The organism is Mycobacterium sp. AZCC_0083 (genome assembly GCF_014202335.1).
Lineage (GTDB): Bacteria > Actinomycetota > Actinomycetes > Mycobacteriales > Mycobacteriaceae > Mycobacterium.
In genome coordinates this window covers 24,112-46,953 of the sequence record NZ_JACHGP010000023.1, presented here as the reverse complement: position 1 = coordinate 46,953, position 22,842 = coordinate 24,112, and the positions used below count along the sequence as shown (strand labels likewise).

Annotated in this window: 22 protein-coding genes; 14 read left to right on the top strand and 8 right to left on the bottom strand. The window is 67.2% G+C overall.

Features of this window, described 5'->3' with window-relative positions; genetic code table 11:
- The first annotated feature begins 108 nt into the window (after positions 1–108).
- On the top strand, positions 109–1,878 hold the full coding sequence (locus HNP02_RS37495; RefSeq protein ID WP_184445725.1) for a sigma-54-dependent Fis family transcriptional regulator: 1,770 nt from the start codon (positions 109–111) through the stop codon (positions 1,876–1,878).
- A 64-nt stretch (positions 1,879–1,942) separates the two neighbouring features.
- On the opposite strand, the gene HNP02_RS37490 is transcribed toward HNP02_RS37495, so the two are convergent.
- A complete protein-coding gene (locus HNP02_RS37490) occupies positions 1,943–2,713 on the bottom strand; it encodes a class II aldolase/adducin family protein (protein WP_184445724.1) in 771 nt (256 codons plus the stop codon).
- 128 nt (positions 2,714–2,841) lie between these two features.
- On the opposite strand from HNP02_RS37490, the gene HNP02_RS37485 reads away from it, so the two are divergent.
- Positions 2,842–3,807: a D-2-hydroxyacid dehydrogenase gene (locus HNP02_RS37485; protein WP_184445723.1), complete on the top strand. Its 966-nt coding sequence runs from the start codon at positions 2,842–2,844 to the stop codon at positions 3,805–3,807.
- Positions 3,808–3,831: 24 nt separating this feature from the next.
- Here the strand turns inward: HNP02_RS37485 and HNP02_RS37480 are convergent, their stop codons facing one another.
- Genes HNP02_RS37480 through HNP02_RS37465 form a run of 4 tightly spaced genes read right to left on the bottom strand, consistent with a single transcriptional unit; the run spans position 3,832 to position 8,205 of the window.
- Entirely contained in the window at positions 3,832–4,842 is a 1,011-nt protein-coding gene (locus tag HNP02_RS37480) for an aldo/keto reductase (RefSeq protein WP_184445722.1), read from the bottom strand.
- Entirely contained in the window at positions 4,842–5,654 is an 813-nt protein-coding gene (locus HNP02_RS37475; protein ID WP_184445721.1) for a hypothetical protein, read from the bottom strand. The genes HNP02_RS37480 and HNP02_RS37475 overlap by 1 nt, the downstream gene beginning before the upstream one ends.
- Complete coding sequence (locus HNP02_RS37470; RefSeq protein WP_184445720.1) at positions 5,654–7,252, bottom strand: APC family permease; 1,599 nt, start codon at positions 7,250–7,252, stop codon at positions 5,654–5,656. The genes HNP02_RS37475 and HNP02_RS37470 overlap by 1 nt, the downstream gene beginning before the upstream one ends.
- A gap of 5 nt (positions 7,253–7,257) precedes the next feature.
- Positions 7,258–8,205, bottom strand: coding sequence for a metallophosphoesterase (locus HNP02_RS37465; protein WP_184445719.1), 948 nt, complete (start codon positions 8,203–8,205; stop codon positions 7,258–7,260).
- A gap of 201 nt (positions 8,206–8,406) precedes the next feature.
- Between HNP02_RS37465 and HNP02_RS37460 the strand changes: the two genes are divergently transcribed.
- From HNP02_RS37460 to speB, 6 genes are all read left to right on the top strand, one after another.
- Complete coding sequence (locus HNP02_RS37460; RefSeq protein ID WP_309241837.1) at positions 8,407–9,249, top strand: creatininase; 843 nt, start codon at positions 8,407–8,409, stop codon at positions 9,247–9,249.
- Positions 9,250–9,960, top strand: coding sequence for an SDR family NAD(P)-dependent oxidoreductase (locus tag HNP02_RS37455; protein ID WP_184445718.1), 711 nt, complete (start codon positions 9,250–9,252; stop codon positions 9,958–9,960).
- The gene (locus tag HNP02_RS37450; protein ID WP_184445717.1) at positions 9,957–10,676 is read left to right on the top strand and encodes an SDR family NAD(P)-dependent oxidoreductase; all 720 of its coding nucleotides are present in this window, start codon (positions 9,957–9,959) and stop codon (positions 10,674–10,676) included. The genes HNP02_RS37455 and HNP02_RS37450 overlap by 4 nt, the downstream gene beginning before the upstream one ends.
- Before the next feature lie 63 nt (positions 10,677–10,739).
- Positions 10,740–11,483 (top strand): TetR/AcrR family transcriptional regulator, encoded by a 744-nt coding sequence (locus HNP02_RS37445; protein WP_184445716.1) that lies wholly within the window; start codon positions 10,740–10,742, stop codon positions 11,481–11,483.
- A gap of 8 nt (positions 11,484–11,491) precedes the next feature.
- Entirely contained in the window at positions 11,492–12,511 is a 1,020-nt protein-coding gene (locus HNP02_RS37440; protein WP_184445715.1) for an aromatic ring-hydroxylating dioxygenase subunit alpha, read from the top strand.
- On the top strand, positions 12,498–13,466 hold the full coding sequence (speB, locus tag HNP02_RS37435) for an agmatinase (RefSeq protein ID WP_184445792.1): 969 nt from the start codon (positions 12,498–12,500) through the stop codon (positions 13,464–13,466). Before HNP02_RS37440 ends, speB begins: the two co-directional genes overlap by 14 nt.
- Before the next feature lie 3 nt (positions 13,467–13,469).
- Here the strand turns inward: speB and HNP02_RS37430 are convergent, their stop codons facing one another.
- Positions 13,470–14,528, bottom strand: coding sequence for a phosphotransferase family protein (locus HNP02_RS37430; protein WP_184445714.1), 1,059 nt, complete (start codon positions 14,526–14,528; stop codon positions 13,470–13,472).
- Entirely contained in the window at positions 14,522–15,637 is a 1,116-nt protein-coding gene (locus HNP02_RS37425) for a hypothetical protein (RefSeq protein ID WP_184445713.1), read from the bottom strand. The genes HNP02_RS37430 and HNP02_RS37425 overlap by 7 nt, the downstream gene beginning before the upstream one ends.
- Before the next feature lie 88 nt (positions 15,638–15,725).
- Here HNP02_RS37425 and HNP02_RS37420 point away from each other — a divergent pair, with 88 nt between their 5' ends.
- Positions 15,726–16,376: a TetR/AcrR family transcriptional regulator gene (locus tag HNP02_RS37420; protein WP_255507430.1), complete on the top strand. Its 651-nt coding sequence runs from the start codon at positions 15,726–15,728 to the stop codon at positions 16,374–16,376.
- A gap of 6 nt (positions 16,377–16,382) precedes the next feature.
- On the opposite strand, the gene HNP02_RS37415 is transcribed toward HNP02_RS37420, so the two are convergent.
- The gene (locus HNP02_RS37415) at positions 16,383–17,177 is read right to left on the bottom strand and encodes an IclR family transcriptional regulator (RefSeq protein ID WP_184445712.1); all 795 of its coding nucleotides are present in this window, start codon (positions 17,175–17,177) and stop codon (positions 16,383–16,385) included.
- A 105-nt stretch (positions 17,178–17,282) separates the two neighbouring features.
- Between HNP02_RS37415 and HNP02_RS37410 the strand changes: the two genes are divergently transcribed.
- The 5 genes from HNP02_RS37410 (at position 17,283) to HNP02_RS37390 (ending at position 22,815) form a co-directional block, all read left to right on the top strand.
- Positions 17,283–18,116, top strand: coding sequence for a hydroxypyruvate isomerase family protein (locus tag HNP02_RS37410; protein ID WP_184445711.1), 834 nt, complete (start codon positions 17,283–17,285; stop codon positions 18,114–18,116).
- A 17-nt stretch (positions 18,117–18,133) separates the two neighbouring features.
- The gene (locus tag HNP02_RS37405) at positions 18,134–19,018 is read left to right on the top strand and encodes a 2-hydroxy-3-oxopropionate reductase (protein WP_184445710.1); all 885 of its coding nucleotides are present in this window, start codon (positions 18,134–18,136) and stop codon (positions 19,016–19,018) included.
- A gap of 25 nt (positions 19,019–19,043) precedes the next feature.
- Positions 19,044–20,819, top strand: coding sequence for a glyoxylate carboligase (gene gcl / locus HNP02_RS37400; protein WP_184445709.1), 1,776 nt, complete (start codon positions 19,044–19,046; stop codon positions 20,817–20,819).
- A gap of 9 nt (positions 20,820–20,828) precedes the next feature.
- A complete protein-coding gene (locus HNP02_RS37395) occupies positions 20,829–21,965 on the top strand; it encodes a glycerate kinase (RefSeq protein WP_184445708.1) in 1,137 nt (378 codons plus the stop codon).
- Positions 21,966–22,149: 184 nt separating this feature from the next.
- On the top strand, positions 22,150–22,815 hold the full coding sequence (locus HNP02_RS37390; protein ID WP_184445707.1) for a GntR family transcriptional regulator: 666 nt from the start codon (positions 22,150–22,152) through the stop codon (positions 22,813–22,815).
- The last annotated feature ends 27 nt before the right edge of the window (positions 22,816–22,842 follow it).

Below are 22,842 nucleotides of genomic sequence, written 5' to 3'. Positions count from 1 at the left end.
TGGCACAGGTTTGCGCGTAGGCTGGGCGTCTCAATGTGAGACCGGTCACATATTGAGACGGCTCTAGCCTCTGAGTGCAGCCGCTCAACACCGAGGTGAGTACATCGAATGGATTCCAGCGCGGACGTCTCCACGAACCTCCGCCGAGCGCGGGAGCAGTTCCTCACGGTCGGGTCCCTGGATGCCGTCAACCTGGGTCCCGGCGTCCTGGATTCGTGGCGCCGGTCGCGTGACCTGCATGTTCATCTAGATCGGGTCGACCTGCCGTTCGTCCGCGAACCGAATACCGACTCGCCGTTGGTGCATGCGGCCGCCCCTGTCCTGCGGCGGGTGGCCGACGACTTGGCGGCGCAGGCCGTCAGCGTGATCCTGACGTCGGCCGACGGTGTGGTGCTGGAACGGGTGTGCACCGACGCGACGATGATGCGGGCACTGGACGGTGTTCGACTTTCGCGCGGATACAGCTATGCCGAGGAGTTCGTCGGCACGAACGGGATCGGGACGAGCCTGGAGACAGGGCGGGCCACCTACATCCGCGGTGCCGAGCATTACATGGGGACGCTGGGCCGCCTCGCCTGCGCAGGCGCTCCCATTCGAGACGCCATCACCGGCAAGGTGGTCGGTGTCATCGACCTCACCTGTTGGGCCAGCCAGGCAAATCCGCTCCTGTTCGCTCTGGCCAACAGTGCCCGCAGCCAGATCGAGGATCGAATGAACGCGCTTACCAGCGAGAACGAGACGGCCCTGCTGGAGACCTACCTGCGGCAAAGTCACAGATTCCCGCTCGGGGTGTTGGCGATCGGGGGTGACGTGGTGCTGATGAACCCGTACCTTCGCCGGGGGCTGGATGCCGGCGACCAAATCGCCCTGCTGGAGCATGCATCCGACATGCGCGGCTCCGATGCCGTGAGCACGGCACTCGTCGAGCTGCCCAGTGGTGGTACAGCCAAGATCACTGCCGCGGAGCGCATTCCGATTCGGGGCCACGGAAGCTACGTTGTCTTCCAGATCCGGCTCGCCGTCGAGGAGACGGCGCGTCGGTTCGGCATTGGGCCACCGATCCACCCGGGCATTCCGGGTCTGGCCGGCCGAAGCAGCTCGTGGCACCGCTCTTGCCAGCAGATCGAGCGGTGCTGCCGTGACCAGGACTGGGTCGCCTTGGACGGCGAGCCGGGCTCCGGGCGAGCGAAGATCGCCCAGGCAGTGGCACAGCATGTGAACGCGGACAAGATGGTTCGCGTCCTACGAATCGAAAACTTCTCGGGCGCTGAGGAATTCATCAGTGAGCTGGTCGCCTCGACCGACGACGACGACTTCGCCGTGGTTCTGGCCGACGTGGACTGCCTACCCGACGAGGTGCTGGAGACGCTCGCCGCTGTCCTGCCACCGTGCGCCGGGCGGGGGTGGATCGCGGCGACGATGAACTCGACCAACCACTCGGCGCTGGTCGAGATGTTGCTGCTGCCGTTCTTCACTCACACGGTCACCGTGCCCGCGCTGAGGCACCGGATCGAAGACCTTGAAGCGCTGGTTCCGTTCTTGTTGCGCGAAATCACCCGCGGGGCCGACGTCCAACTCGCCCCCGAGGGGATGCGCCAACTCGGCAAGCTGCCGTGGCCAGGGAACGTCGCACAGCTACGGCAGGTACTAGTCGAAACCGTTGCCCAGCAGCGCTCAGGTGTCATCCAACCAGAGAAACTTCCTCCCGAGTGCCGATCCCTGGCCAGACGCAAGCTGACCCAGATCGAGGCTCTTGAACGAGACGCGATCGTGCGCAGTCTTCGAGAGAATGGGGGCAACAAGACCGACGCCGCCAACGCGCTCGGGATGTCGAGGGCGACGATCTACCGCAAGGTCAAGGACTTCGGAATCGCTTGACAGCGCCTGACGGTCGGTTGCGAAGTCGTGCGAGCCAGGGCGACTGCCGCTTTCGAGGCAGCCGCTACTCCCCCACCACGCTCACGTCGGGCACGTAGCTGCGCTGCGCCCACTGATACACCTGCCACGCGGCGAGCTCGTCGAACTCGTCGTGGACGCGCCGCGCCGACTCGGCCCCGATCGGTCGGGCGCCACGGGCCTTCACCTGAACCTCGGCGCAACGTTCCATCATCAGGAAGTAGCCGACTGCCGCGTCGATCGTGGCCCCGACGGTCAGCAGCCCATGGTTGCGCAGGATCACCGCGCGGGTGCCGCCGATCGCCGCCGCGATGCGCTTGCCGCCGTCGGTCGATCCGATGTTGACCTCTTCGTCGTCGAAGATCTCGTGGTCTCCGAAGAACGCGCACGACTCCTGTGAGATCGGCTCGAGCAGGGTGACGGTCGCCGAGAACGGCGTGCCGTAAGGCGTGTGGCAATGGGCTGCCGAGACGATCTCGGGCCGGGCCTCGTGCACCGGGGCGTGGATGTAGTACGCAGCGATGTTGATGTGCCCGCCGCCCTCGATGGTGCCGTCCGGACGAACCAGGACGAGGTCGTCGGTGGTCATGGACCGGAACGGCACGCCGTACCGCCCCAACCAGAAGCAGTCCGGTCGCTCGGGGTCACGGGCCGAGATGTGCCCGTCGCCGAGCGAGCCCCAGCCCATCGCGCCGAACACCCGGTACGCCAGGGCGAGCCGGCGTTTGCGGTGTGCGCGCAGCTCGACGGGATCGGCGATGTCCGGCTCGTAGGCTGCCGGGTCGAGGAATGGCCCGTCGTTCGTCGCGTCATTCATCGAGTCCCACCTGTCGCCAGGAGCCGACGAATTCACGGGAAACTGACATAATTGCCTCTCGTCTGCCCTTCTCTTGCCTTTTAGATACAATATCGAAAAGGAATTGCCAACCACCGAACGGAGCACCCGTGCCGAATCCTCCCCGCGTGCTCGTGCTCGCCGAGCCCGACCCGGACGTGGCGCTTCCGCCACTGCACATGATCCCCGGTGACGTCGAGGTTGTCCCCGTCGGCTCGGCTCCCACCGACGAGGAGCTGGCCGGGGCGTCGGTGCTGTACGTCTGGGACCACCGCTTCGCCGACCTTGCCCCGATCCTGCGCCGAACCGACGAGCTGCGGTGGGTGCACGCCGCGTCGGTCGGGGTCAATCGGCTGATCTGCCCAGAGCTGGGCCAAGTCACGCTCACCAACTCGCGCGGTGTGTTCGACACGTCGATCGCCGAGTGGGTACTCGCCGCGGTGCTCGCGCACGTCAAGGGGATGAGTAACACCTGGGGATCCCAGCGAGAGGGCGCCTGGCGGTACCGCACCACCGGGCGGCTGGCCGGAACCCGTGCCGCGGTGGTGGGTACGGGTTCGATCGGCCGGGCCATCGCCGACCGCCTCGCCCGCCTCGACGTCAACGTCACCCTGGTCGGTCGCACCTCGGGCGACGACCCGCAGTTCGGCACGATCCGCGGCTCGGACGACCTGGTCGCCGTCGCCGCGGGCGTCGACCTGCTCGTCCTCGCGGTGCCGCTGACGCCGGCCACCACCGCGCTCGTCGGAGCCGAAGTATTGGTCGCGCTGGGACCACGCGGGTTCGTCGTCAACGTCGGGCGGGGACCTACCGTCGTCGAATCCGATCTCATCGACGCGCTTCGATCCGAGACGATCGCAGGCGCCGCGCTGGACGTGTTCGAGGTCGAGCCGCTGCCCGCTGACTCACCGATGTGGTCGATGCCGAACATCCTGGTGTCGCCGCACATGTCCGGCGACTACGTCGGGTTCGAGATCGACATGATGTCCGTCTTCACCGACAACCTCGATCGGTGGCTGCGCGACAAGCCGTTGCACAACGTCGTCGACCCGGCCGTCGGCTACGTGCCGCGCTGAGCGCGCACAGCCCCAACGTGCCCGTCACGAGACCCCCACAATCGCCGGACGCGACGGCCCGCTGCCTGCACCGCTGCGTGCGATCGCGGCGGAGATGGCGTCCAGGTCGTCGTCGCTCAACTGCAGGCCCGCCGCGTCCAGCCAGCCATCGATCTGCGCCGGTCGCCGCGCCCCCACGATCGCCGCGGTGACCCCGGGCCAGAGCAACGTCCAGGCGATCGCGACGCTCGCCGCGCTCGTCGAGTGGCAGGCCGCCACGTCGGCGATGGCCGCGGCGACCGCCAGGTTGGCCGGCAGGTCGGAGGTGAAGTCGGATTCGCCGCGGCGCCAGTCGCCAGGCGCCAATCGCGACGGGTCGAACGTGCCAGACAGGAGGCCTGAGTGGATCGGGCTGTAGACGATCACACCGGTGTCGTTGACCTCGCACCACGGGATGACGTCGGCGGCCGCGGCGCGGTTGATCGCCGATAGCGGCGGCTGCAGCGAGTCGACATGCCCGACCACCTCGGCCCGAGTGAGCTGGTCGACGGAGTGGTTGGACAGGCCGATCGCCCGCACCTTGCCACTGGCGCGCAGGTCGACCAGCGTCGCCCAGTAGTCCTCCAGTGCCGTGCCGTCGGTCGGCGGCCAGTGCACCTGGTACAGGTCGATGCGGTCCACGCCCAGTCGCCGCAGCGACGCCTCGCACTCGGCCCGCAGCGACGCGGCGTCCCCGACGGCGGTCGCCTCGGCGTGTCGATTGTCGGGATCCCATACCATTGCGCACTTGGTGAAGACCAGCGGCCGGTCCGTCTCCGACATCTCGGCCAGGGCCCGTCCGACGATCTCCTCGGAGTGGCCCAGGCCGTACTCCGGCGCGGTGTCGAGCCAGTTGATGCCGGCGTCGACGGCGTGGTGGATGGTGGCGACCGACTCGGCGTCGTCCTGCGGGCCCCAGCCGAAGGCCCAGTCTCCACCGCCGAGCGCCCAGGTGCCGAGGCCAACCGTCGTCAGCTCCCAGCCCGTAGCTCCGAAGCGCCGTACCGGCAGCCCCATCAGCTGACCTCCTCGACCTGCTCGTACCACCGTTTGCGGGTACCGACCTTGGCCCGCAGCTTCCAGCGCCGCGATTTGGGTGCCGCGGCCAGGTGTGCCCGCAACGTCTCGATCTGCATCCGGACCCGCGCTGCCAGCTCCGGGTCAAGTCCGGGTCGCTGCACCGACTCGTGCAGCAGGGACAGGTTCAGGTCTGCCGAGTACCAGAACCCCCAGTCGTCGCACAGCACGTCGCGGATGCGGTTGAGGTCGATCTGCCCGGCGGCCTCGGCCCCGATGCGATGCTCGCCGAGCAGCACCGTGAGGTCGATCAGGTCGTTGGCGGTCATCTCGTGGATCTGCAGCTTCGACAGCACCAGGTCGGCAAGCGAGATGCACGGGTCGGCCAGTTCGAGCCGGTCGGCGAACTTGATCGAATGGGCCATCACCAGGGCGTCCATGAAGACGTCGATCTTGATGCCCGTTTCGGGGTGGCCGAAGATCTGCCGCTTGATGCCCCACTCCCGCAGCCCGCGCGCCGCCGGGTCGGCGAGGTAGCCCTCGGCCTGGAAGAACGCATCGATCCGCTGGTGATCACGATCGCGACCCCAGAAGTCGATGTCGTAGAACGGTCGTCGCCCGAGCTCTCGCATCAACCCGTTGTGTTGGGAGCAGTGCAGATGCACGGCCACCGAGCCCGTGATCCGCAGCAGTAGCGACTGCTCGGCGGCGGCCCCGACGAGGCGCGCGGCCTCGCCGGGGATCCGCTCATGCCGTGACACCGTCGCGGCAGCGGCGAATTGAGCCTGAGTCGCGGCGTCCATCCCGTCCATCACTCGACCGGGATCTCGCTGAACTGTCCCTTGAGGTCGGCCCCCTGCCTGGCCCGGTAGATCCGGAACGCCGCGTACCAGGTCAGTGCGAACACCGTGACGGCGACCGTCATCACCTCGGAGAGGTGGTTGTTGGCCCCGTAGGCGGCATCTATCAGCAACCGGTAGAAGACGAACACCACGCAGGTGAGCGCGACGACGCCGATCACCGATATGACCGGCACCTTCCCCAGCCGATATGCGATCGGCGAGGACTCGAACTCCCGTTTGCGCCGGAACGGGAAGATGATCGCGGCCAGGCAGACGCCCATGAACGGAATGCACTGGCCGAGAAAGCCACCGAGCACCAGGACCGAACTGGTGAATGCGTAGAGGCAGACCCAGACGAACGCGATCGCTGCCGACAGCGCCAGGGCCCAGGTCGGAGTGTGGAACTTGGCCGACACCGCCGAGAACCACTTCGGGGCCAACCCGTCGAGCGACCATGCGAGCATGCTGCGCGTTGCAACGATCAACGAACTCGCCCCGACGAAGAACAAAAGCGAGAGCACCCACAGACTGTTCACCACCGTGAGCACCGGATTGCCGCCGGCAATACCGGTGTACAGATTGACGTACGGTGCCGCATCGAGCGGGAACTTGTCCGGCGTCACCTCGGTCGACGCGAGCATGAACGAACTGCCGAACGCCATGCGGTACAGGAACATCAGCAGCATCATCGCCCCGCCCATGGTGACGATGGCGAGCGTCATACCTCGCAGCTGACTGCGCTGGCCGTCCTTCACCTCGCCGCCGAAGCTGACCGAGAGAACCGCGAACCATAGTGAGAACGCCGGCCACGCGGCGAAGAACGCGGTTTCCGAGAGGCTGAACGGGTGGTGCGAGTCGCCCGCCGCCGCGATCACGTTGTCGTACGCGCCTGCCCCTGCGGCGGCGTCGAAGCTGTGGTGGAAGTCGAGCACGCCGGTCGCCGCCAGCGCGAGGGTGATGAACGTGACCAGCAGGCTCGCCGCCGTGACGTAGCTGGCCCACCGCTGGACCTTGAAGTACACCCCGGCGCCGCGGTATTGCACGATCGAGAAGATGCCGACCACGAGCACGCCGCCGAGGAACAGACCCCACTTGCCTGCGAACCAGTTGCCCGCGCTGATCAGGGCCGCGTTGTGTTCCTGGACGCCCAATGAACTGAGCATGGGCGCGATCCCGAACTTGGACAGGAACGCCCCGTTGACCCCGGTGTAGAAGAGCTGCCAGAAGACCAGGGACATGCTCAACGCGATGCCTGCGACCGGATGCAGGATCCTCGACATGAACACGTAGTCGCCACCGGAACGCGGGTAGACCATGCTCAGCAGCCCGTAACAACCGGCGATGAAGAGCCCTGCGACGGTGGCGATCAGGGTGGCCAGCTCCATCGATGCACCTGGGTAGAACTGCCAGGCCGCAACGATGAAGATGATGTAGCCAAGGGCGATTTGCTGCCACCCGTAGAACATCACGTCGTCGGTACGGACCTGCCTGACCAGCCCAGAGCTGGCCCGGGTGAAGACCCCGGCTGTGGTCGGGACCCCGGATTTGAGGGTCGGTGCAGCAGTCATGGCGATCAGCCCCTTACCAGGCTCGTGTTGACAAGGCCGTGTCGTTCATCGAGATCGATGAGCAGGCCGCCCAAGATCCCCTCGCTGTACTCACTGCCGGGGTTGCCGATCGGCACGCCCGCCAGCTCACGGACTCCCCGGGATTCGTGGATGTGTCCGTGCAGGCCGAGCATCGGCTGATAGGTGGCGATGGCGTCGCGGGTGGCGGTGCTGCCGACCGGCACCATCTGTGGGCCGCCGGACGTGACGACCGCGCGCAGGTCCTCGTCGAGCTTGGGCGCGTAGTCCAGCCCCGAGGCGTACGGCGGGACGTGCAGGCTCATGATCGTCTTGCCCGGGTCAACGGCCTTGGCCATCACCTCGTCGATCCGGCGGCCGAGGTCCTCCTCGGACACGTCACGCGGGCACGCCCACGGCGTGATGTTGCCGTAGCCCATGCCCATCATCTGGAAGCCGCCGTCGAGATCGATCACCGTGCCGTTCGGGTCCTCGATCACACTCGAGCGGCTGAGCATGTCGTCGACGTCGAAGTAGTCGTCGTTGGCGCCGCTGATCAGCACCCGGACGCCGGTTCCGCCGAGGCGGTCCTCGGCCATGTCGATCCAGCGCTCGACGCGCTTGAGGATCAGCGTGCGGAAGAGGTCATCGATCCTGTCCTGGTCACCGGCATAGGACTCGAACTCATCGGGCGTGGTCAGCCACGCGTACTCACCGGCGTCGCCGATCATGGCGAGCAGGTTGTCAAGCTGCGCGCCCGAACTGGCCTTGCGCTCGATGCCTGCGAAGCGGGCCTTGTACTTGCCGCGCTTGGTCTCGATCACGGGCACGATGAACTTCCCGGTGATGTCCCCGCCGATCACGATCGTGTCGCACTCGTAGTGCTTGGGCGTGGCGAGGAACTTCTTCCAGCACCGCTCGCTCCCATGGATGTCGGTGCAGAAGTACATGCGCACGGTGGGCGCCTCCAAAGGCAGCGGGTCGGATCGTCGGACAGAAGCGAACGTAGGAGCCAGTTGTTGCGTGCACAATAATTACCCGTGTCGATAACGTATCGAATTGGACGTTGGCACCCGTCCGTAGTATCAATTGACGGGACGGCGGGATTACAAATCGATGCAGTATCGATTTGGCTGGTAAACAACATGGAGGCAGCTGTGAGCGACGACCTGATGACCCCGGCGCTCGGCGCGGGCACCGTCGAGTACGAGTGGATGACCTGGCCCGAGATCGCTGCCGCGGCCGCCGCAGACGCCCCGGTCGTGATCGCGGTCGGTTCGACCGAACAGCACGGCCCGCATCTGCCGGTCAGCGCCGATTGGGTGGTCCCCCAGGCACTGCTGCGGCTGGCCGCGGGCCGACGCCCATTCATCGTGGGTCCGCCGGTGCGGCTCGGGTACCGCTCGCGCCCGGCCAGCGGTGGCGGCCAGCAGTTTCCCGGCACCCTCTCGCTGCGCGCGACGACGTTCATCGCCATGTTGGAGGACCTGCTCGAGGAACTGATCCGCACCGGATTCCGCCGGATCGTGCTGTACAGCTGGCACTTCGAGAATCAAAACTTCGTGTACGAACCGGCGTACCTGGTGTCCGGGCGAAACCCCGAGGTGAAGATCGTCGTCATCGAGAACGGTATGCCCGACTTCGAGAGCGCCGACCTGGACGTGCTGTTCCCGGACGGCTTCCCGGGCCTGGCCCTCGAGCACGCCGCGGTCATCGAGACCTCGCTCTTCGAGTATTTGCGGCCCGCCACGGTCCGCATGGACCGCATCGTGGACGACGCCCCCGCACGCAACGTGCCCTGGGACGTGCTCCCGATCGACCCGACGATGTCGACCCCCACCGGCGTGCTGGCGTCGGCGACCCAGGCCAGCGTGGCCAAGGGTGAACTGCTGACCGAGCGGATCGTCGAGCACATCATCTCGATCCTGGACACGGAGTTTGAAATGACCGACCGCACTCCGGCATTGGAGATGCTGATGACCGCAGAGGAGGGGCGCTAGATGGCTGGCGCTGCTCTGGTGACCGGAGGCGCAAGCGGCATCGGCCGTGCCACGGCTTACGCGCTTGCGGCCCGCGGCTACCAAGTCGCGGTCGATCACCTCGGTCGCGAGGCCGAGGCCAAGCAGGTGGCCAGCGACATCGGCGGGATCGCGTACGAAGCCGACGTCTCGGACGTGGCGGCGGTCGATCAGCTGGTCGCCGCCGTCGAATCCGACCTTGGCCCAATCGAAGTCGCGGTGGCCTGTGCGGGCTTCGACGTCGACCTGCCGCTCGAGGAGGTGACGCCAGAGCTGTGGCACAGCAGCCTGGGCGTCATCCTCGGCGGCTGCGTGAATGTGATCGCCGCGGTCGGCCCTCGGATGCGGGCACGACGACGCGGCTCGATCGTTGGCATCTCGTCGGAACTGGCCCTGCTCGGCGACGAGGATCACGTGCCGTACGTGACCGCGAAGTCCGCCATGCTCGGCCTGGTCCGCTCGGTTGCCCGCGAGTACGGCCCCGACCAGGTGCGCCTCAACATCATCTGCCCCGGCCCTACGGACACCGAGATGCTCACGCCGCGGTGGCGCGGCGAGGACTACCGGCACAGCATCCCCCTCGACCGGTTCGGCACCCCGGAGGAACTGGCAAGGGCGATCGTCGACGTCGCCGAGTGGACGTGGCTGACCGGCCAGGTGATCTCGCCCAACGGCGGGGTGGTGATCCAGTGAGCGCCGGAGTCGCCCTCGTGACGGGAGCGGCCGGTGGCATCGGGCGCGAGATCGTTGGCGCGCTTTCGAAGGCGGGCTGGACGGTCGCCGCGACCGATCTCGCTGCGGCGGGCGAGGTTGCAGGCGCCGAGCTGACGATCCCGGCGGACCTGCGCGGGCGGGACAACTGTCGGGCGATCATCGATGACGTCCTGGCCCGGTTCGGGCGGCTGGACCTGCTGGTCAACAACGCCGCGACGATGACGGTCGTCGAACCGACCGTCGATACGATGCCCTTGTGGTGGCGTGACATCGAGGTCAACCTGACCGCTCCCCTGTGGCTTACCCAGGCGGCGGCCGCGCCGCTGCGGGAGAGCGCCGGTCAGGTCATCAACCTCTGCAGCATCTCGGCGCTACGCGGCGAGGCCGGCTTCAGTGCCTATGCGGCGAGCAAGGCCGGGCTGCTCGGGATGACCCGGTCGCTGGCCCGCGAGCTCGCTCCGGCGATCCGGGTGAACGCGATCGCCCCAGGACCGACAGAGACCGAGCAGCTCAACCGCGACGCCGAGTTCCGCGGCGTGGGACTCGACGAGCTGCATCGCGACTACACGACGGGCATGCCGACCGGCCGGCTGGTGCAGCCCGCCGAAGTGGCCGACGTGGTCGTATTCCTAGCCGGCGCCAAATCTTTCACCGGAGAGTGCGTGCAGATCAACGGCGGGATGTTGATGTCGTGAGACGATCGCGGCAAGGGAACGGCGGCGCCCGATGCCGGCGGCTATGGGGCGGACAGGATGTCGATGACACACCACAACACTGATCAAGCCAGCCTCGAGGACGAGGCGGTACTCGGCGTCGACTCCGATCGCCGCGGTCACATCCTGGTCGTCGCCGCCCGTCTCTTCCGCGAGCGCGGCTACCTCAACACGACCATGACCGAGATCGCGCGCCAGAGCGGGCTGGGCCAGTCATCGCTGTACTACTGGTTCCGCCAGAAGGAGGACATCCTCCTCGGTCTTCTCGAGTTGAACACCGTCTCGCTCGACTTCGCCAGAAAGGTCGTTTCGGAAACCGGCTCGCCTGCCGTCCGGCTTCTGCGGCTGCTGCGCCTCGACATCCGCGAGCTGTGCTCGTCGTCGGTCGACATCTGCGAGGTCGAGGTGCTTGCCGAGCAGCAGCCCGATGTATTCGTCGGGTTCTGGGCCGACACCGCCGAGCTGCACCAGCACATCGCCACGCTGATCAGCGACGGCATCGCGTGCGGCGAGTTCATCGAGTGCGATCCCGAGTTCGCCGCGCTGAACATCTGCGCCGCCGAAGAGGGCGTGCAGCGTCGGTACCGCAACTCGGCCGCGCACGCGCCCGGCGGCACTAGCCCGTTCCGACACCAGGACTACTCGCGCGAGCATGTCGCAGGAGAGCTCGCGGCCATCATGGTGCGGGGGTTGCTCCGCGATCCCGCGACGTTGCCGAAGCTCACCGAGGCCGCGGCAACCCACGACGACCACGCACCGGCCGGGTCATCGGCGCCGACCGACGGATGATTTCCGAGATGCGCACGGCCGCACTGCGCCGCGGCTGGTACCCGGTCGCCCGCGCCGTCGACCTCGACCGCCCTCAGATGGCGGTGTTGCTCGGCCGTCGCCTTGTCGCTTTCCGCACCGCCGACGGGCAACCTCGGGTTCTGCCCGACAGGTGCCTGCACCGCGGCGGGGCACTGCATCTCGGCGGGGTCGTCGACGACTCGATCGAGTGCCCGTACCACGGGTGGCAGTGGCGCGGTGCAGATGGGCAGTGTGTGTACATCCCGTCCAACGGACCGTCGGCACCGATTCCGAAGGCCGCCGTCATCGGCGCCTTCCCTGCCGTCGAGCGCTACGGCCTGGTCTGGACATGCGTCGGCGATCCGCTGACCGGCCCGCCCGACCTGCCCGAACTCGAAACGCTCGGAATGACATACGCCGCAGGCGAGCCGGTCGACGTCGAGGCCGGGATTCTCGCCGCAATGGAGAACTTCCGCGACGTCGCCCACTTCCCGTTCGTGCACCGCGGGACAATGGGCGATGTGCCGCACCGGGTTTCGAAGTTCGAGGTGCGCCGCGCGGGATACGAGACCTGGATGACGCGCCGCTACTCCGCCGCCAACGGCGAATCCGAACTGTTCCGTGACGTCGAGGATCTGACGTTCGACTACCACGCGGTGGCGCCGGGCATCGCTACCGTGCAGCTCGATCACGGTGCGGGCGGCAAGCGGGTCGTCATGGAGGCATTCACCCCGGCCGGCCCGACCGGGTGCCGGATCTTCCTCGTCTCCGGCACCGCGGCGGGCTACACGGCGTACGACCCGGCCGCGACGCTGGCCACCGAGATGGCTGTGCTGCACGAGGACCTGCCGACCTTGAACACCCTCGACCCGCTGGAGGTGCCGTTCGATCGCGAGCAGTACGAGCTTTCGGTCGAGGCGGATCGATACACGCTCGCGACGCGACGCGCCTTCGTCGAGTTCATGCGCGACGCTGGTGCGGACGCGTCTTTGCCATCGAGCCAGAAGGGCCATGATGTCTACCAGTGACGACCCGATCATCGGTGCCACGCCATCGGGACAAGTGCCCCGATACGCCGGCAAGGGCACGTTCGCGCGGATCGCGGACATCCACGAAGTAAGCGACTACGAAATCGCCGTTCTGGGAGTGCCTTTCGACGGTGGCACGTCCTATCGGCCGGGGGCGAGATTCGGCCCGATGGGCGTGCGACAGGCCGCGCGTACCCTGCGTCCCGGCTTCCACGTCGAGCTCGGGGTTGCCCCGCTCGAGGAGGTCCAGATCGTTGATGCCGGCGACGTGACGGTGACGCCGTACGACATCACCGAAGCGTGCGCGCAGATCGAGAACCACGTGCGGGAGGTCATCGGAGACCGACAGCGCAAGGTGGTGTCGATCGGTGGCGACCACACCATCGCACTGCCGAATCTTCGTGCGCTGCACTCCATTTACGGACCCGTTGCCCTCGTTCACTTCGACGCGCACCTCGACACCTGGGACACGTACTTCGGCGCGCCGGTGACGCACGGCACGATCTTCCGGAGGGCGTTCGAAGAGGGCCTGCTGGTGGAGGACCACTCGATCCACATCGGCATCCGCGGCCCGATCTATGACCAGATGGACCTCAACGACGATGCCCGGATGGGCTTCCGGATCATCCGGGCAGGCGACCTCGACGTGATGGGAGTCGAGGCCGCGGTGGACGTCGTCCGGCGGCGAGTCGCCGACGTGCCCGTGTACCTGTCGGTCGACATTGACGTCCTCGACCCGGCCTTCGCTCCAGGCACCGGAACGCCCGAGGCAGGCGGGCTGACCTCGCGGGAGCTGCTGCGCATGCTGCGACAACTCACGGGTATCAACATCGTCGGCGCCGACGTCGTCGAGGTAGCGCCTGCCTACGATCACGCCGAAATCACCTGTGTGGCAGCCGCCACCGTGGTCTTCGACCTCTTGAGCCTCATCGTGGCGAATCGACGAGCGCCTTAGCGATCAGCCGCCGGTGAGCACCAGATCCACCCGCTCGGCGCAGATCTCCGCCACGTCGACGCCATCGAGATTCAGCCTTTCGTTGAGCCGGATCAGCGCGACGGCGAGCAGCAAGGCAGCGGTGACGTCGTTGAACCGCATGTTGCGCACCCGGTGCCCCGTCAGTCGCTCATAGCGCTCGATGCTCTCCTCGCGACTCGGCGTCCCCGGCGCCAGCCCGCGGTTCTCCAGCGGGCTGCTGACCCAGTCGGTCATGAACATCCAGGCCAGGTCGGCTTCTGGGTCCCCGAGATAGGCGACCTCCCAGTCGAGCGCCGCCGCGGCGCGAAGGTCGGGCCGATAGAGGACGTTCGACATGCGGGCGTCCCCCCAGCACAGCGTCACCCGCTCCGGGACGTAGAGGTGGGAGTCCAGCCAGTCCAGCGCGCGCGCGAAGGCGGGCTTCATCGGACCGTCGCCAGTGGCCCAGGTGATCGCGTAACGCAGGAAGTTCGCCAGCCCCTGCGGCGCGGTATCGCCGTAGGCCGCCAAATCGAGGAAACCCAGCCGGTACTCGGCCGGATCGAGTCGGTGGACGGCGGCGACGATGTCGAGACATCCGTTCCACAGCATGGCGCGTCCGGCGTCATCGGTGTCGGCAAAGATGCCGGCCTGGTGATACGGCGGAAAGTCACTCACGCTGACCGCATCGTCGACGCGATCCATGATGAAGTACGGCGTCCCCAGCGCATCCGGCCCTGCGTCGATCCACCGCACCCGCGGTACCGGGATCGGTGACGGTTCCAGGCGCTGCATGGTCAGGAACTGCCTGCGTAGATCGTAGTCGGGCAGGATCGCGAATTCCGGCGGCCTGCGAAACACCAGCCCGATGGACGACGGCTCACCCTCGATACCGGTGACGTCGAACAGGAACGTCTCGGTGGAGAAGCCACGTTCGGTCGGCGCCCAGTTGGCGATGGTCGCGCCCCCGGCACCCGGGATGCGTGACCGCAGAATGGGTTCCAGCGCCGCCGGCAAGTCGTCGGCGGCCAGACGCGCCGTCGACGGACTCGTTGCTACCATCCCTGGTAGCCGTAACGTGGGTAGGCGCCCATGCACACCATCTCGACAAGCCCGTGCCCGACCTTGCCGTCCATCCGGACCTCGCACAACGTCTCGCTGACCAGGCTCACCGGTCGGACCACCTCCGGATCGGCGGAGTTCACCGTGAAACCGTCGATGAAATCCCTTCCCCGCCAAAGCCCTGACGCGTAACCGTTGAACTCGTCATAGCCGGCCAGACCGGGCCAGAAATCAGTCAGCGGGTTCACGTCGATGGTGCTCGTCGAGCGATCGCCGCGATGAACGATGAACGTGCCACCGCTGATCACCCGCTGCTCGGCGCGGAACTTCAGGTCGTGCTCGACGTCGATGATCGTGTCGTGCGAACGTCCCGACTCGAGAGGATGAAGTACTTCGCCCTCGAACTGCCACCGTGTGCCGTCGCTGTACTCGCGCTGCGCGAAATGCACCAGCTCGTCGTCGAATTCGAAGATTCCCATGTAGTACAGGACGCCTTCGGGAATCTCGGGAGGCTGCTTCTCGGTACCGTCCGGCAGGCTGCCACCGCCGGGCCCGTTGCGCACACCCCACGAGTGGTCCCTTCCGAACCACCAACGATCCGGATCGATCTCGATGCGTTCACCGTCGACGTCGATCCAGCCCTCGAGCCGACCGTTCTGATAGAACCGTCTGGCGTCCTCGCTGACCCGGCCGCGGCTGCGGTGAAAGGCCGGTGTCTGTTCGTAGGTCTCGAACCTTCCGGACAGGCTCAGGTCCAGGCTCAACCCCTGTTCGTTGGGCGCGATCGTGGATCGGACCCGACGCAGCGGCTCCTCGATGCGGTAGGTGTACGGCCCAACTTCGTAGACGCCGAGGGCACCCGACTCCGGATTGAGTTCGGTCGACATCCGGACCACCTTGGTTTCACCGCCCCGCTTGGTGACCATCGCGTAGGCGTCGGTGACGTTGCGGTTCGGGTAGCGCGCCATCCCGGTCATCACGTTGACGTCCCCGGACTTGTCGAAGCCGTACATCACGATGCGCTCCACCCAGCGCAGGTCGCTCTGCGAGACGTGATCGAACGTGGTGGGCAGTTGATGGGCGAGCATCTCGTCGTGGGGCGTCAGCATGGCAACGCGTCTCCTCTCGGGGTCGATGGCGCATTACGTTATAGCGTCACACGTAATAAAACTAGCGCTTTGAGGTACTTTTTCAGAGATGACCACCGCACCCCAGCCGATGCCCGGTCGCCCGCGGGATCCGCAGAAGGACGTCGACGTGCTGCAGGCCGCGCGCGACCTTCTGGTCGAGCACGGCTATCAGGGGACGACGATCGTCGCCATCGCCCGACGGGCGGGCGTCGGAGCACCCACCATCTATCGCCGGTGGCCCAGCAGAGAGGCCCTCATCGAGGACGCGGCGTTCGGCCACACCGAACCGGCAGCCGTACCCGAGTCCAGCGGCGACCTCCGCACGGACCTCGGCGCGTGGGTGCTCACCTTCCTCAACCAGCTCGCCGACCCGGTGACCAGGGCGGCCATCCCCGGACTGCTGCTTGCCTATCAGCACGAGGACGGTCTCTACGAGCGACTGGTCAACCGAGCCGAACGCGACGTCCGGGCACTGCTGACCCGGCTCTTGGCCGGCTACCTAACCGACCTCACCGCACGGCAACTCAGCGCGCGCGCGGAGGCGGTGTTCGACTTCCTGGTTGCCACCACCATGGTTCGCGCGCTGACGCAGGGCCTGACCGAGCACGAACGATTCTGCGACCAGACCGCCGATGCGCTTGCGGCCCTGGCTCATTCGACATGGCAGCCAAGCCGCCGCGTCAAGTCCTCGAAGACCACGCTGCGCCCACTGAGATAGCGACGCTCACCGGCCGGGGGCCACGACCCCTGCGAGATCGAGCTCCTTGCCAAACGCGCGCGCCGTTTCCAGCAAGGCCGGAACCGCGGCGCCGACAAGCGACTCCGTCATGCGTGTCGACGGGCCCGAGACGGAGATGGCAGCCCTGGCCCGCTCACCGGGGATGGCCACGGCGACGCATCGCACGCCGATCTCCTGCTCCTCTTCGTCCATGGCGTAACCGTTTTCGCGTATCCGGCCGAGTTCGTCCTGCATGGCATCCATCGTCGTGAGCGTGTGCGCGGTCTGAGCGGATAACTCCGAGCGGCGCAGGATCTCGAAGGCGCGGTCGGGCGGCATCGCGGCGAGCATCGCCTTGCCGACTGCTGTGCAATGCATGCCTGCGCGGCGCCCTACTTCGGTGAACATCCGCATGGAGTGCCGTCCGGGGACCTGGGCCGCGTAGACGACCTCCTCACCGTCGAGCAGCGCGAGGTTCGCACTCTCGCCCACCGCATCGACGAGCCGCCGCAGGTAGGGCGTCGCCCACGTGCCGATCAGTCGGCTGGCGCCCTCGCCGAGTCGCACCAGTCGAGGGGCGAGTGCGTACGCCCTCGACGGCTCCTGGCGCACGTACCCGAGGTCGACGAGCGTGCGCACCAGCCGGTGGATGGTGGGCACGGGCAGGCCCGAGCGGTGCGCGAGTTCGGACAGCGTCGCGATGCCGCCAAGATCGGCCATCGCCTCCAATAGGTCGAAGACCCGCGCGATCGACTGCACACCACCGGTCGGGCGTCCGGCGGGGTCACGTTGCTGGGCCATTCCGGTCCTCCCCTCACGGCAACTTCTCGTTGACTGCATACAGAATACGTCCTATAGTTGTCGTATCGCAAGAAAGAAATTCCACAATGCGAAAGAAGACCTCCGATGACGCACCGTCTCCGCTATCTGGCGAACTGCTCGATCCTGTTCCCCGAACTACCGCTGCTACAGCGCCCGGCCGCCGCGAAGGCTGCCGGGTTCGACGCGGTGGAGTTCTGGTGGCCGTTCCCCACCGCGGTCCCGACCGACGCCGAGGTCGATGCGTTCACGCACGCGGTTGCCGACGCCGGCGTCGCACTGATCGGCCTGAACTTCTTCGCCGGTGACCTGGCAGGTCCGGACTGCGGGGTGCTGTCCATCCCCGCGCGATCGACGGAGTTCCGCGACAACATCGACGTCGCCATCGAGATCGGCACCCGCCTTGGCGTGCAAGCCTTCAACGCGCTGTACGGCAACCGCGTCGACGGCGTGGTACCGCAACAGCAGGATGACTTGGCCGTCGAGAACCTCGATTTCGCGGCGAAGGCGGCGGCAGGCATCGGCGCGACGGTGCTGATCGAGCCGATCAGCGGGCCGAAGCCCTACCCACTGCGCACCGCCGCGGACGTCGCCGCGGTGATAGGTCGGGTCAAAGCCGCCGGTCACGACAACGTCGGATTCCTGTGCGACCTCTACCATCTGGCCGCGAACGGCGAGGCTCTCGACACCGTCATCGATCAGTACGCGGCGGGCATCGCCCACGTACAGATCGCGGACGCACCCGGCCGTGGCGAGCCGGGCACCGGCGCGCTCGACATCGACGGATATCTCACCCGCATCGAGGCCGCAGGCTACCGCGGCTGGGTTGGCCTCGAGTACAAGCCGACAACCCCCACCACCACCGAGAGCCTCGCGTGGCTACCGCGCGAGCGCCGCGGCGCGACCACCGCACCGCGCTGACGAAAGGACCCAAACACATGACCACCACCATTGCCTTCATCGGACTGGGCATCATGGGCAAGCCCATGGCGATCAACCTCGTCAACGTCGGTTTCGACGTCGTCGGATACAACCTCGCCCAGCCTGCGATCGACGCACTCGTCGCGGCGGGCGGTCGCGGCGCTGCCAGCATCGGCGAAGCCGTCAAGGACGCCGACGTGGTCGCCATCATGGTGCCCGACTCCCCCGACGTGGAAGAGGTGCTCACCGGGCCCGACGGGGTGTTCGCCACCGCCAGGGAGAACGCCCTGATCATCGACTTCTCGTCGATCCGGCCGGACGTGTCGGCGCGGCTGGCGGCCGAAGGTCAGCAGCGCGGCTTCCGCGTGCTGGACGCCCCGGTGTCCGGCGGCGAGCAGGGTGCGATCGACGGCATCCTCTCGATCATGGTGGGCGGCAACGCCGAGGACTTCGCCGCAGCCGGCGAAGTCTTCAAGGCCGTCGGCAAGACCGTGGCCCTCGTCGGTCCCGCCGGATCCGGGCAGACCGTCAAGGCGGCCAACCAGCTCATCGTGGCGGGCACCATCGAGCTCGTCGCCGAGGCCATCGTGTTCCTCGAGGCATACGGCGTCGACACCGAGGCCGCGATCAAGGTGCTGGCAGGCGGGCTCGCGGGCAACACCATCCTGCAGCGCAAGGCGGCAGGCATGCTGGCTCGCGACTTCACCCCAGGCTTCCGGATCGCGCTGCACGACAAGGACATGGGCATCGTCACCGCCGCCGCTCGGCAGGCGGGCGTCGTGATCCCGCTCGGTGCGGTGGTCGCCCAGTTGATCGCCTCATTGAAGGCCCAAGGCGACGGCGGTCTCGACCACAGCGCGCTGCTCAAGCTCGTCGAGCAGCTCTCCGGCCGTAGCAAGTAGTCGAAAGAACTAGGGAGAACCAGCCATGCCCCGTATGCGTGCAGTCGACGCGGCCGTCGCGATCCTGCAGGCCGAAGGCGTCACCGACGTCTTCGGGCTGCCCGGCGCCGCCATCAACCCCTTCTACTCAGCCCTCAAGAACAACGGCACCATCCACCACACGCTGGCTCGGCACGTCGAGGGCGCCTCGCACATGGCCGAGGGCTACACCCGCGCCAAGGCAGGCAACATCGGGGTCTGCATCGGCACGTCCGGACCTGCGGGCACCGACATGATCACCGGCCTGTATTCGGCTGCGGCCGACTCCATCCCGATCCTGTGCATCACCGGGCAGGCCCCGGTTGCCAGGCTGCACAAGGAGGACTTCCAGGCCGTCGACATCGCCACGATCGCCCAGTCGCTGACGAAGATGGCCGTGACGGTGATGGAGCCCGCGCAGGTGCCTGGGACGTTCCAGCAGGCATTCCACCTGATGCGGTCGGGGCGACCAGGACCCGTGCTGATCGACCTTCCGGTCGACGTGCAGCAGGCCGAGATCGAATTCGACCCCGACACCTATCAACCGCTGCCGGTGTACAAGCCGGCCGCCAGCCGCGCCCAGATCGAGAAGGCGCTCGACATGCTGGTCGCCTCGGAGCGGCCACTCATTGTCGCGGGCGGCGGCATCGTGAACGCCGACGCGGCCGAGTTGCTCGTCGAGTTCGCCGAGATCATCGGCGTTCCCGTCATCCCGACCTTGATGGGCTGGGGCACGATCCCCGACGATCATCCGCTAATGGCGGGGATGGCCGGACTGCAGACCGCGCACCGCTACGGCAACGCGACCGTCCTGGCATCGGACTTCGTGCTCGGGATCGGCAATCGGTGGGCCAACCGGCACACCGGCGGTCTCGACACCTACCGCGCCGGCCGCAAGTTCGTGCACGTCGACATCGAGCCGACACAGATCGGCAGGGTCTTCGCGCCCGACTACGGCATCGTGTCCGACGCAAAGGCCGCGCTCGCGTTGTTCGTCGACGTGGCCCGTCAGCGCAAGGCAGCGGGCACGCTGCCCGATCGGAGCGTTTGGGCCGAGGAGTGCGCCGAGCGGAAGCGGACGTTGCATCGCAAGACGCACTTCGACAACGTGCCGGTCAAACCGCAACGGGTGTACGAGGAGATGAACCGCACGTTCGGCCCGGAAACCCGGTACGTCACGACGATTGGGCTTTCGCAGATCGCGGCTGCGCAATTCCTGCACGTCTACCAGCCCCGGCATTGGATCAACGCCGGTCAGGCCGGACCGCTCGGGTGGACGCTGCCCGCCGCGCTGGGCGTGTGCGTCGCCGATCCCGATGCGACCGTCGTCGCACTCTCCGGCGACTACGACTTCCAGTTCATGATCGAAGAGCTGGCGGTGGGTGCGCAGTTCAACCTGCCCTACATTCACGTGCTGGTGAACAATGCGTACCTGGGTCTGATCAGGCAGGCGCAGCGCGCGTTCGACATGGACTACTGCGTGCAGCTGGCCTTCGACAACATCAACGCACCCGACGTCAACGGCTACGGCGTCGACCACGTCGCGGTTGCCGAGGGTCTTGGGTGCAAGGCGCTGCGCGTGTCCGAGCCCGACGAGATCCTGCCTGCATTCGAACTCGCCAAGAAGCTGATGGCCGAGTTCCGCGTGCCCGTCATCGTCGAGATCATGCTCGAGCGAGTCACCAACATCGCGATGGGCCTCGAGATCGACAACATCATGGAGTTCGAGGACCTCGCCGTGCTTCCCGAGGACGCCCCGACCTCCATGGCGCTGCTGGACTGACGCCCTGCCGTGCACGTGCTGGTCGCGCCCGACAAGTTCAAGGGCTCACTGACCGCGGCCCAGGTAGCGGCACACGTCGCTGCCGGGCTGCGATCGGTGCTGCCGGACCTCGTCGTTCGCGAACTCCCCGTCGCCGACGGCGGTGACGGGACCGTCGATGCGGCGGTTCAGGCCGGCTTCACTCGGGTAAGGGTGCGCGCGTCGGGTCCCACCGGCGTCCCGGTCGACGCCAGCTACGCCCGGCGCGACGATCTTGCGGTCATCGAGATGGCAACGGTGTGCGGGCTGCTCAGGTTGCCGGTGGGTCGGCGAGACCCGCTGCACGCCAGTAGTTTCGGGCTCGGCGAGGTGGTGAGCTCGGCGGCGGCCGCGGGGTGCCGCCGCATCGTGCTCGGCATCGGAGGAAGCGCGAGCACCGACGGCGGCGCAGGCATGCTGCAGGCCCTCGGCGCGCGCCTTCTCGACGAGCGGGGCCGTGAGCTCCCGCCGCGGCGGCTACCGCTGCGCGACACGTCCTACACGCTTGAGCTGGCCGGACTCGATCCGCTACTGCGCGACGTCGAGATCGTCGTCGCGTGCGACGTCGACAACCCGCTCTTCGGAGGCCAGGGCGCGGCGGCGGTGTACGGACCGCAGAAGGGGGCGTCGCCCCAGGACGTGTCGCTACTCGACGCCGCGCTTCGACGCTGGGCCGAGGCGGTTGCGTCGACGACCGGCACCGATTGGGCCGACGCACCCGGCGCCGGGGCGGCGGGTGGTGTGGGTTTTGCCGCGCTCGCGGTGCTCGACGGGGTGTTGCGGCCAGGCATCGAGATCGTCTTGGACTTGGTCGGTTTCACCGAACACCTCGCAGACTGCAGTCTGGTGATCACGGGTGAGGGCGCGCTCGACGAGCAGACGCTCGCGGGCAAGGCACCGGCTGGGGTCAGCGCAGCTGCACATTCCGCCGGCGTCCCCGTCGTGGCAGTGGCGGGCCGATCCACCTTGACGCCAGCCGATCTCGCCGCGGCGGGCATCGATGAGGTGTACCCGCTCAGCGAACTCGAGCCCGACCTGGTGCGCTCCATCGCCTGCGCCGGGCCCCTGCTCGGGCAACTCGGCGCGCGGATCGCGCGGGAACGACTGGCGACGCCCGCAATCCGCTGAGCGAGGGCAAAGCTCGGCAATGTGCCGAAGATCTCACCGTGTTCAGGGCATGAGCTGAATGTTGGCGACTGTATGGTAAATACCGGTCGTAGCCTCGATCAGCCAGCAGCCACGACGAGAGCGGAGGGCTCCGGTGACCCAACAGGACCTTGCGCCAACTCACACCTCGGGGGATTCACGGCCCATGCGGTCACCCCTTGCACGCCCGGCACCGCTGCGGGAGGCGGTCTACGACGCCCTCACCGAAATGATCATCAGTCGCGAACTGCAACCGGGCACCCATCTGGTCGAGAGCGAGCTGGCAACTCAACTCGGTGTGAGCCGGCAACCTGTTCGAGAAGCGTTGCAGCGCTTGCAGACCGAGGGTTGGGTGGACCTGCGCCCTGCGCTCGGTGCGTTCGTGCACGTACCCACCGACGCCGAGGCGGATCAACTGCTCGCCGTCCGCACGCTGCTCGAGGCGGAGTCCGCCAGGCTGGCTGCCCAGAACGCGACACCCGAGCAGGTGGATCAACTCTGGGACGTCCAGCGCTCCGGGGAGGAGGCCCTGGCCGCTGACGACCAGGAAGGTCTCGTCACCGCCAACGCCGCACTGCACGCCAATGTTGTTGCCATGTCCGGCAATTCCGTGCTTGCCGATCTCATCGCGTCCGTCGATCGACGGGTGCGGTGGTACTACCTGCCCATCGCGCGCACCCGCGGGAAGGACGCCTGGGACGAGCACGCCGAGCTCATCGACGCGATCGCCCGGCACGACAGGGGCCGGGCCGGCGAGCTCATGCAGCTGCACACCGAGCGCACGAGGGAGATCTACCACGAACGCCAAGCGACGGCCAAGGGCGTTGCCTAACAGGCACTTTCCCTTGGCCGCCGCCGG

Bases quoted from the DNA above. Each gene is read 5' to 3' on its own strand.
- HNP02_RS37495 (WP_184445725.1), top strand. From the start codon at position 109: ATGGATTCCAGCGCGGACGTCTCCACGAACCTCCGCCGAGCGCGGGAG.
- HNP02_RS37490 (WP_184445724.1), bottom strand. From the start codon at position 2,713: ATGAATGACGCGACGAACGACGGGCCATTCCTCGACCCGGCAGCCTAC.
- HNP02_RS37480 (WP_184445722.1), bottom strand. From the start codon at position 4,842: ATGGGGCTGCCGGTACGGCGCTTCGGAGCTACGGGCTGGGAGCTGACG.
- HNP02_RS37475 (WP_184445721.1), bottom strand. From the start codon at position 5,654: ATGGACGGGATGGACGCCGCGACTCAGGCTCAATTCGCCGCTGCCGCG.
- HNP02_RS37470 (WP_184445720.1), bottom strand. From the start codon at position 7,252: ATGACTGCTGCACCGACCCTCAAATCCGGGGTCCCGACCACAGCCGGG.
- HNP02_RS37455 (WP_184445718.1), top strand. From the start codon at position 9,250: ATGGCTGGCGCTGCTCTGGTGACCGGAGGCGCAAGCGGCATCGGCCGT.
- HNP02_RS37445 (WP_184445716.1), top strand. From the start codon at position 10,740: ATGACACACCACAACACTGATCAAGCCAGCCTCGAGGACGAGGCGGTA.
- HNP02_RS37440 (WP_184445715.1), top strand. From the start codon at position 11,492: ATGCGCACGGCCGCACTGCGCCGCGGCTGGTACCCGGTCGCCCGCGCC.
- speB (WP_184445792.1), top strand. From the start codon at position 12,498: ATGTCTACCAGTGACGACCCGATCATCGGTGCCACGCCATCGGGACAA.
- HNP02_RS37430 (WP_184445714.1), bottom strand. From the start codon at position 14,528: ATGGTAGCAACGAGTCCGTCGACGGCGCGTCTGGCCGCCGACGACTTG.
- HNP02_RS37425 (WP_184445713.1), bottom strand. From the start codon at position 15,637: ATGCTGACGCCCCACGACGAGATGCTCGCCCATCAACTGCCCACCACG.
- HNP02_RS37420 (WP_255507430.1), top strand. From the start codon at position 15,726: ATGACCACCGCACCCCAGCCGATGCCCGGTCGCCCGCGGGATCCGCAG.
- HNP02_RS37415 (WP_184445712.1), bottom strand. From the start codon at position 17,177: ATGGCCCAGCAACGTGACCCCGCCGGACGCCCGACCGGTGGTGTGCAG.
- HNP02_RS37410 (WP_184445711.1), top strand. From the start codon at position 17,283: ATGACGCACCGTCTCCGCTATCTGGCGAACTGCTCGATCCTGTTCCCC.
- HNP02_RS37405 (WP_184445710.1), top strand. From the start codon at position 18,134: ATGACCACCACCATTGCCTTCATCGGACTGGGCATCATGGGCAAGCCC.
- gcl (WP_184445709.1), top strand. From the start codon at position 19,044: ATGCCCCGTATGCGTGCAGTCGACGCGGCCGTCGCGATCCTGCAGGCC.
- HNP02_RS37390 (WP_184445707.1), top strand. From the start codon at position 22,150: ATGCGGTCACCCCTTGCACGCCCGGCACCGCTGCGGGAGGCGGTCTAC.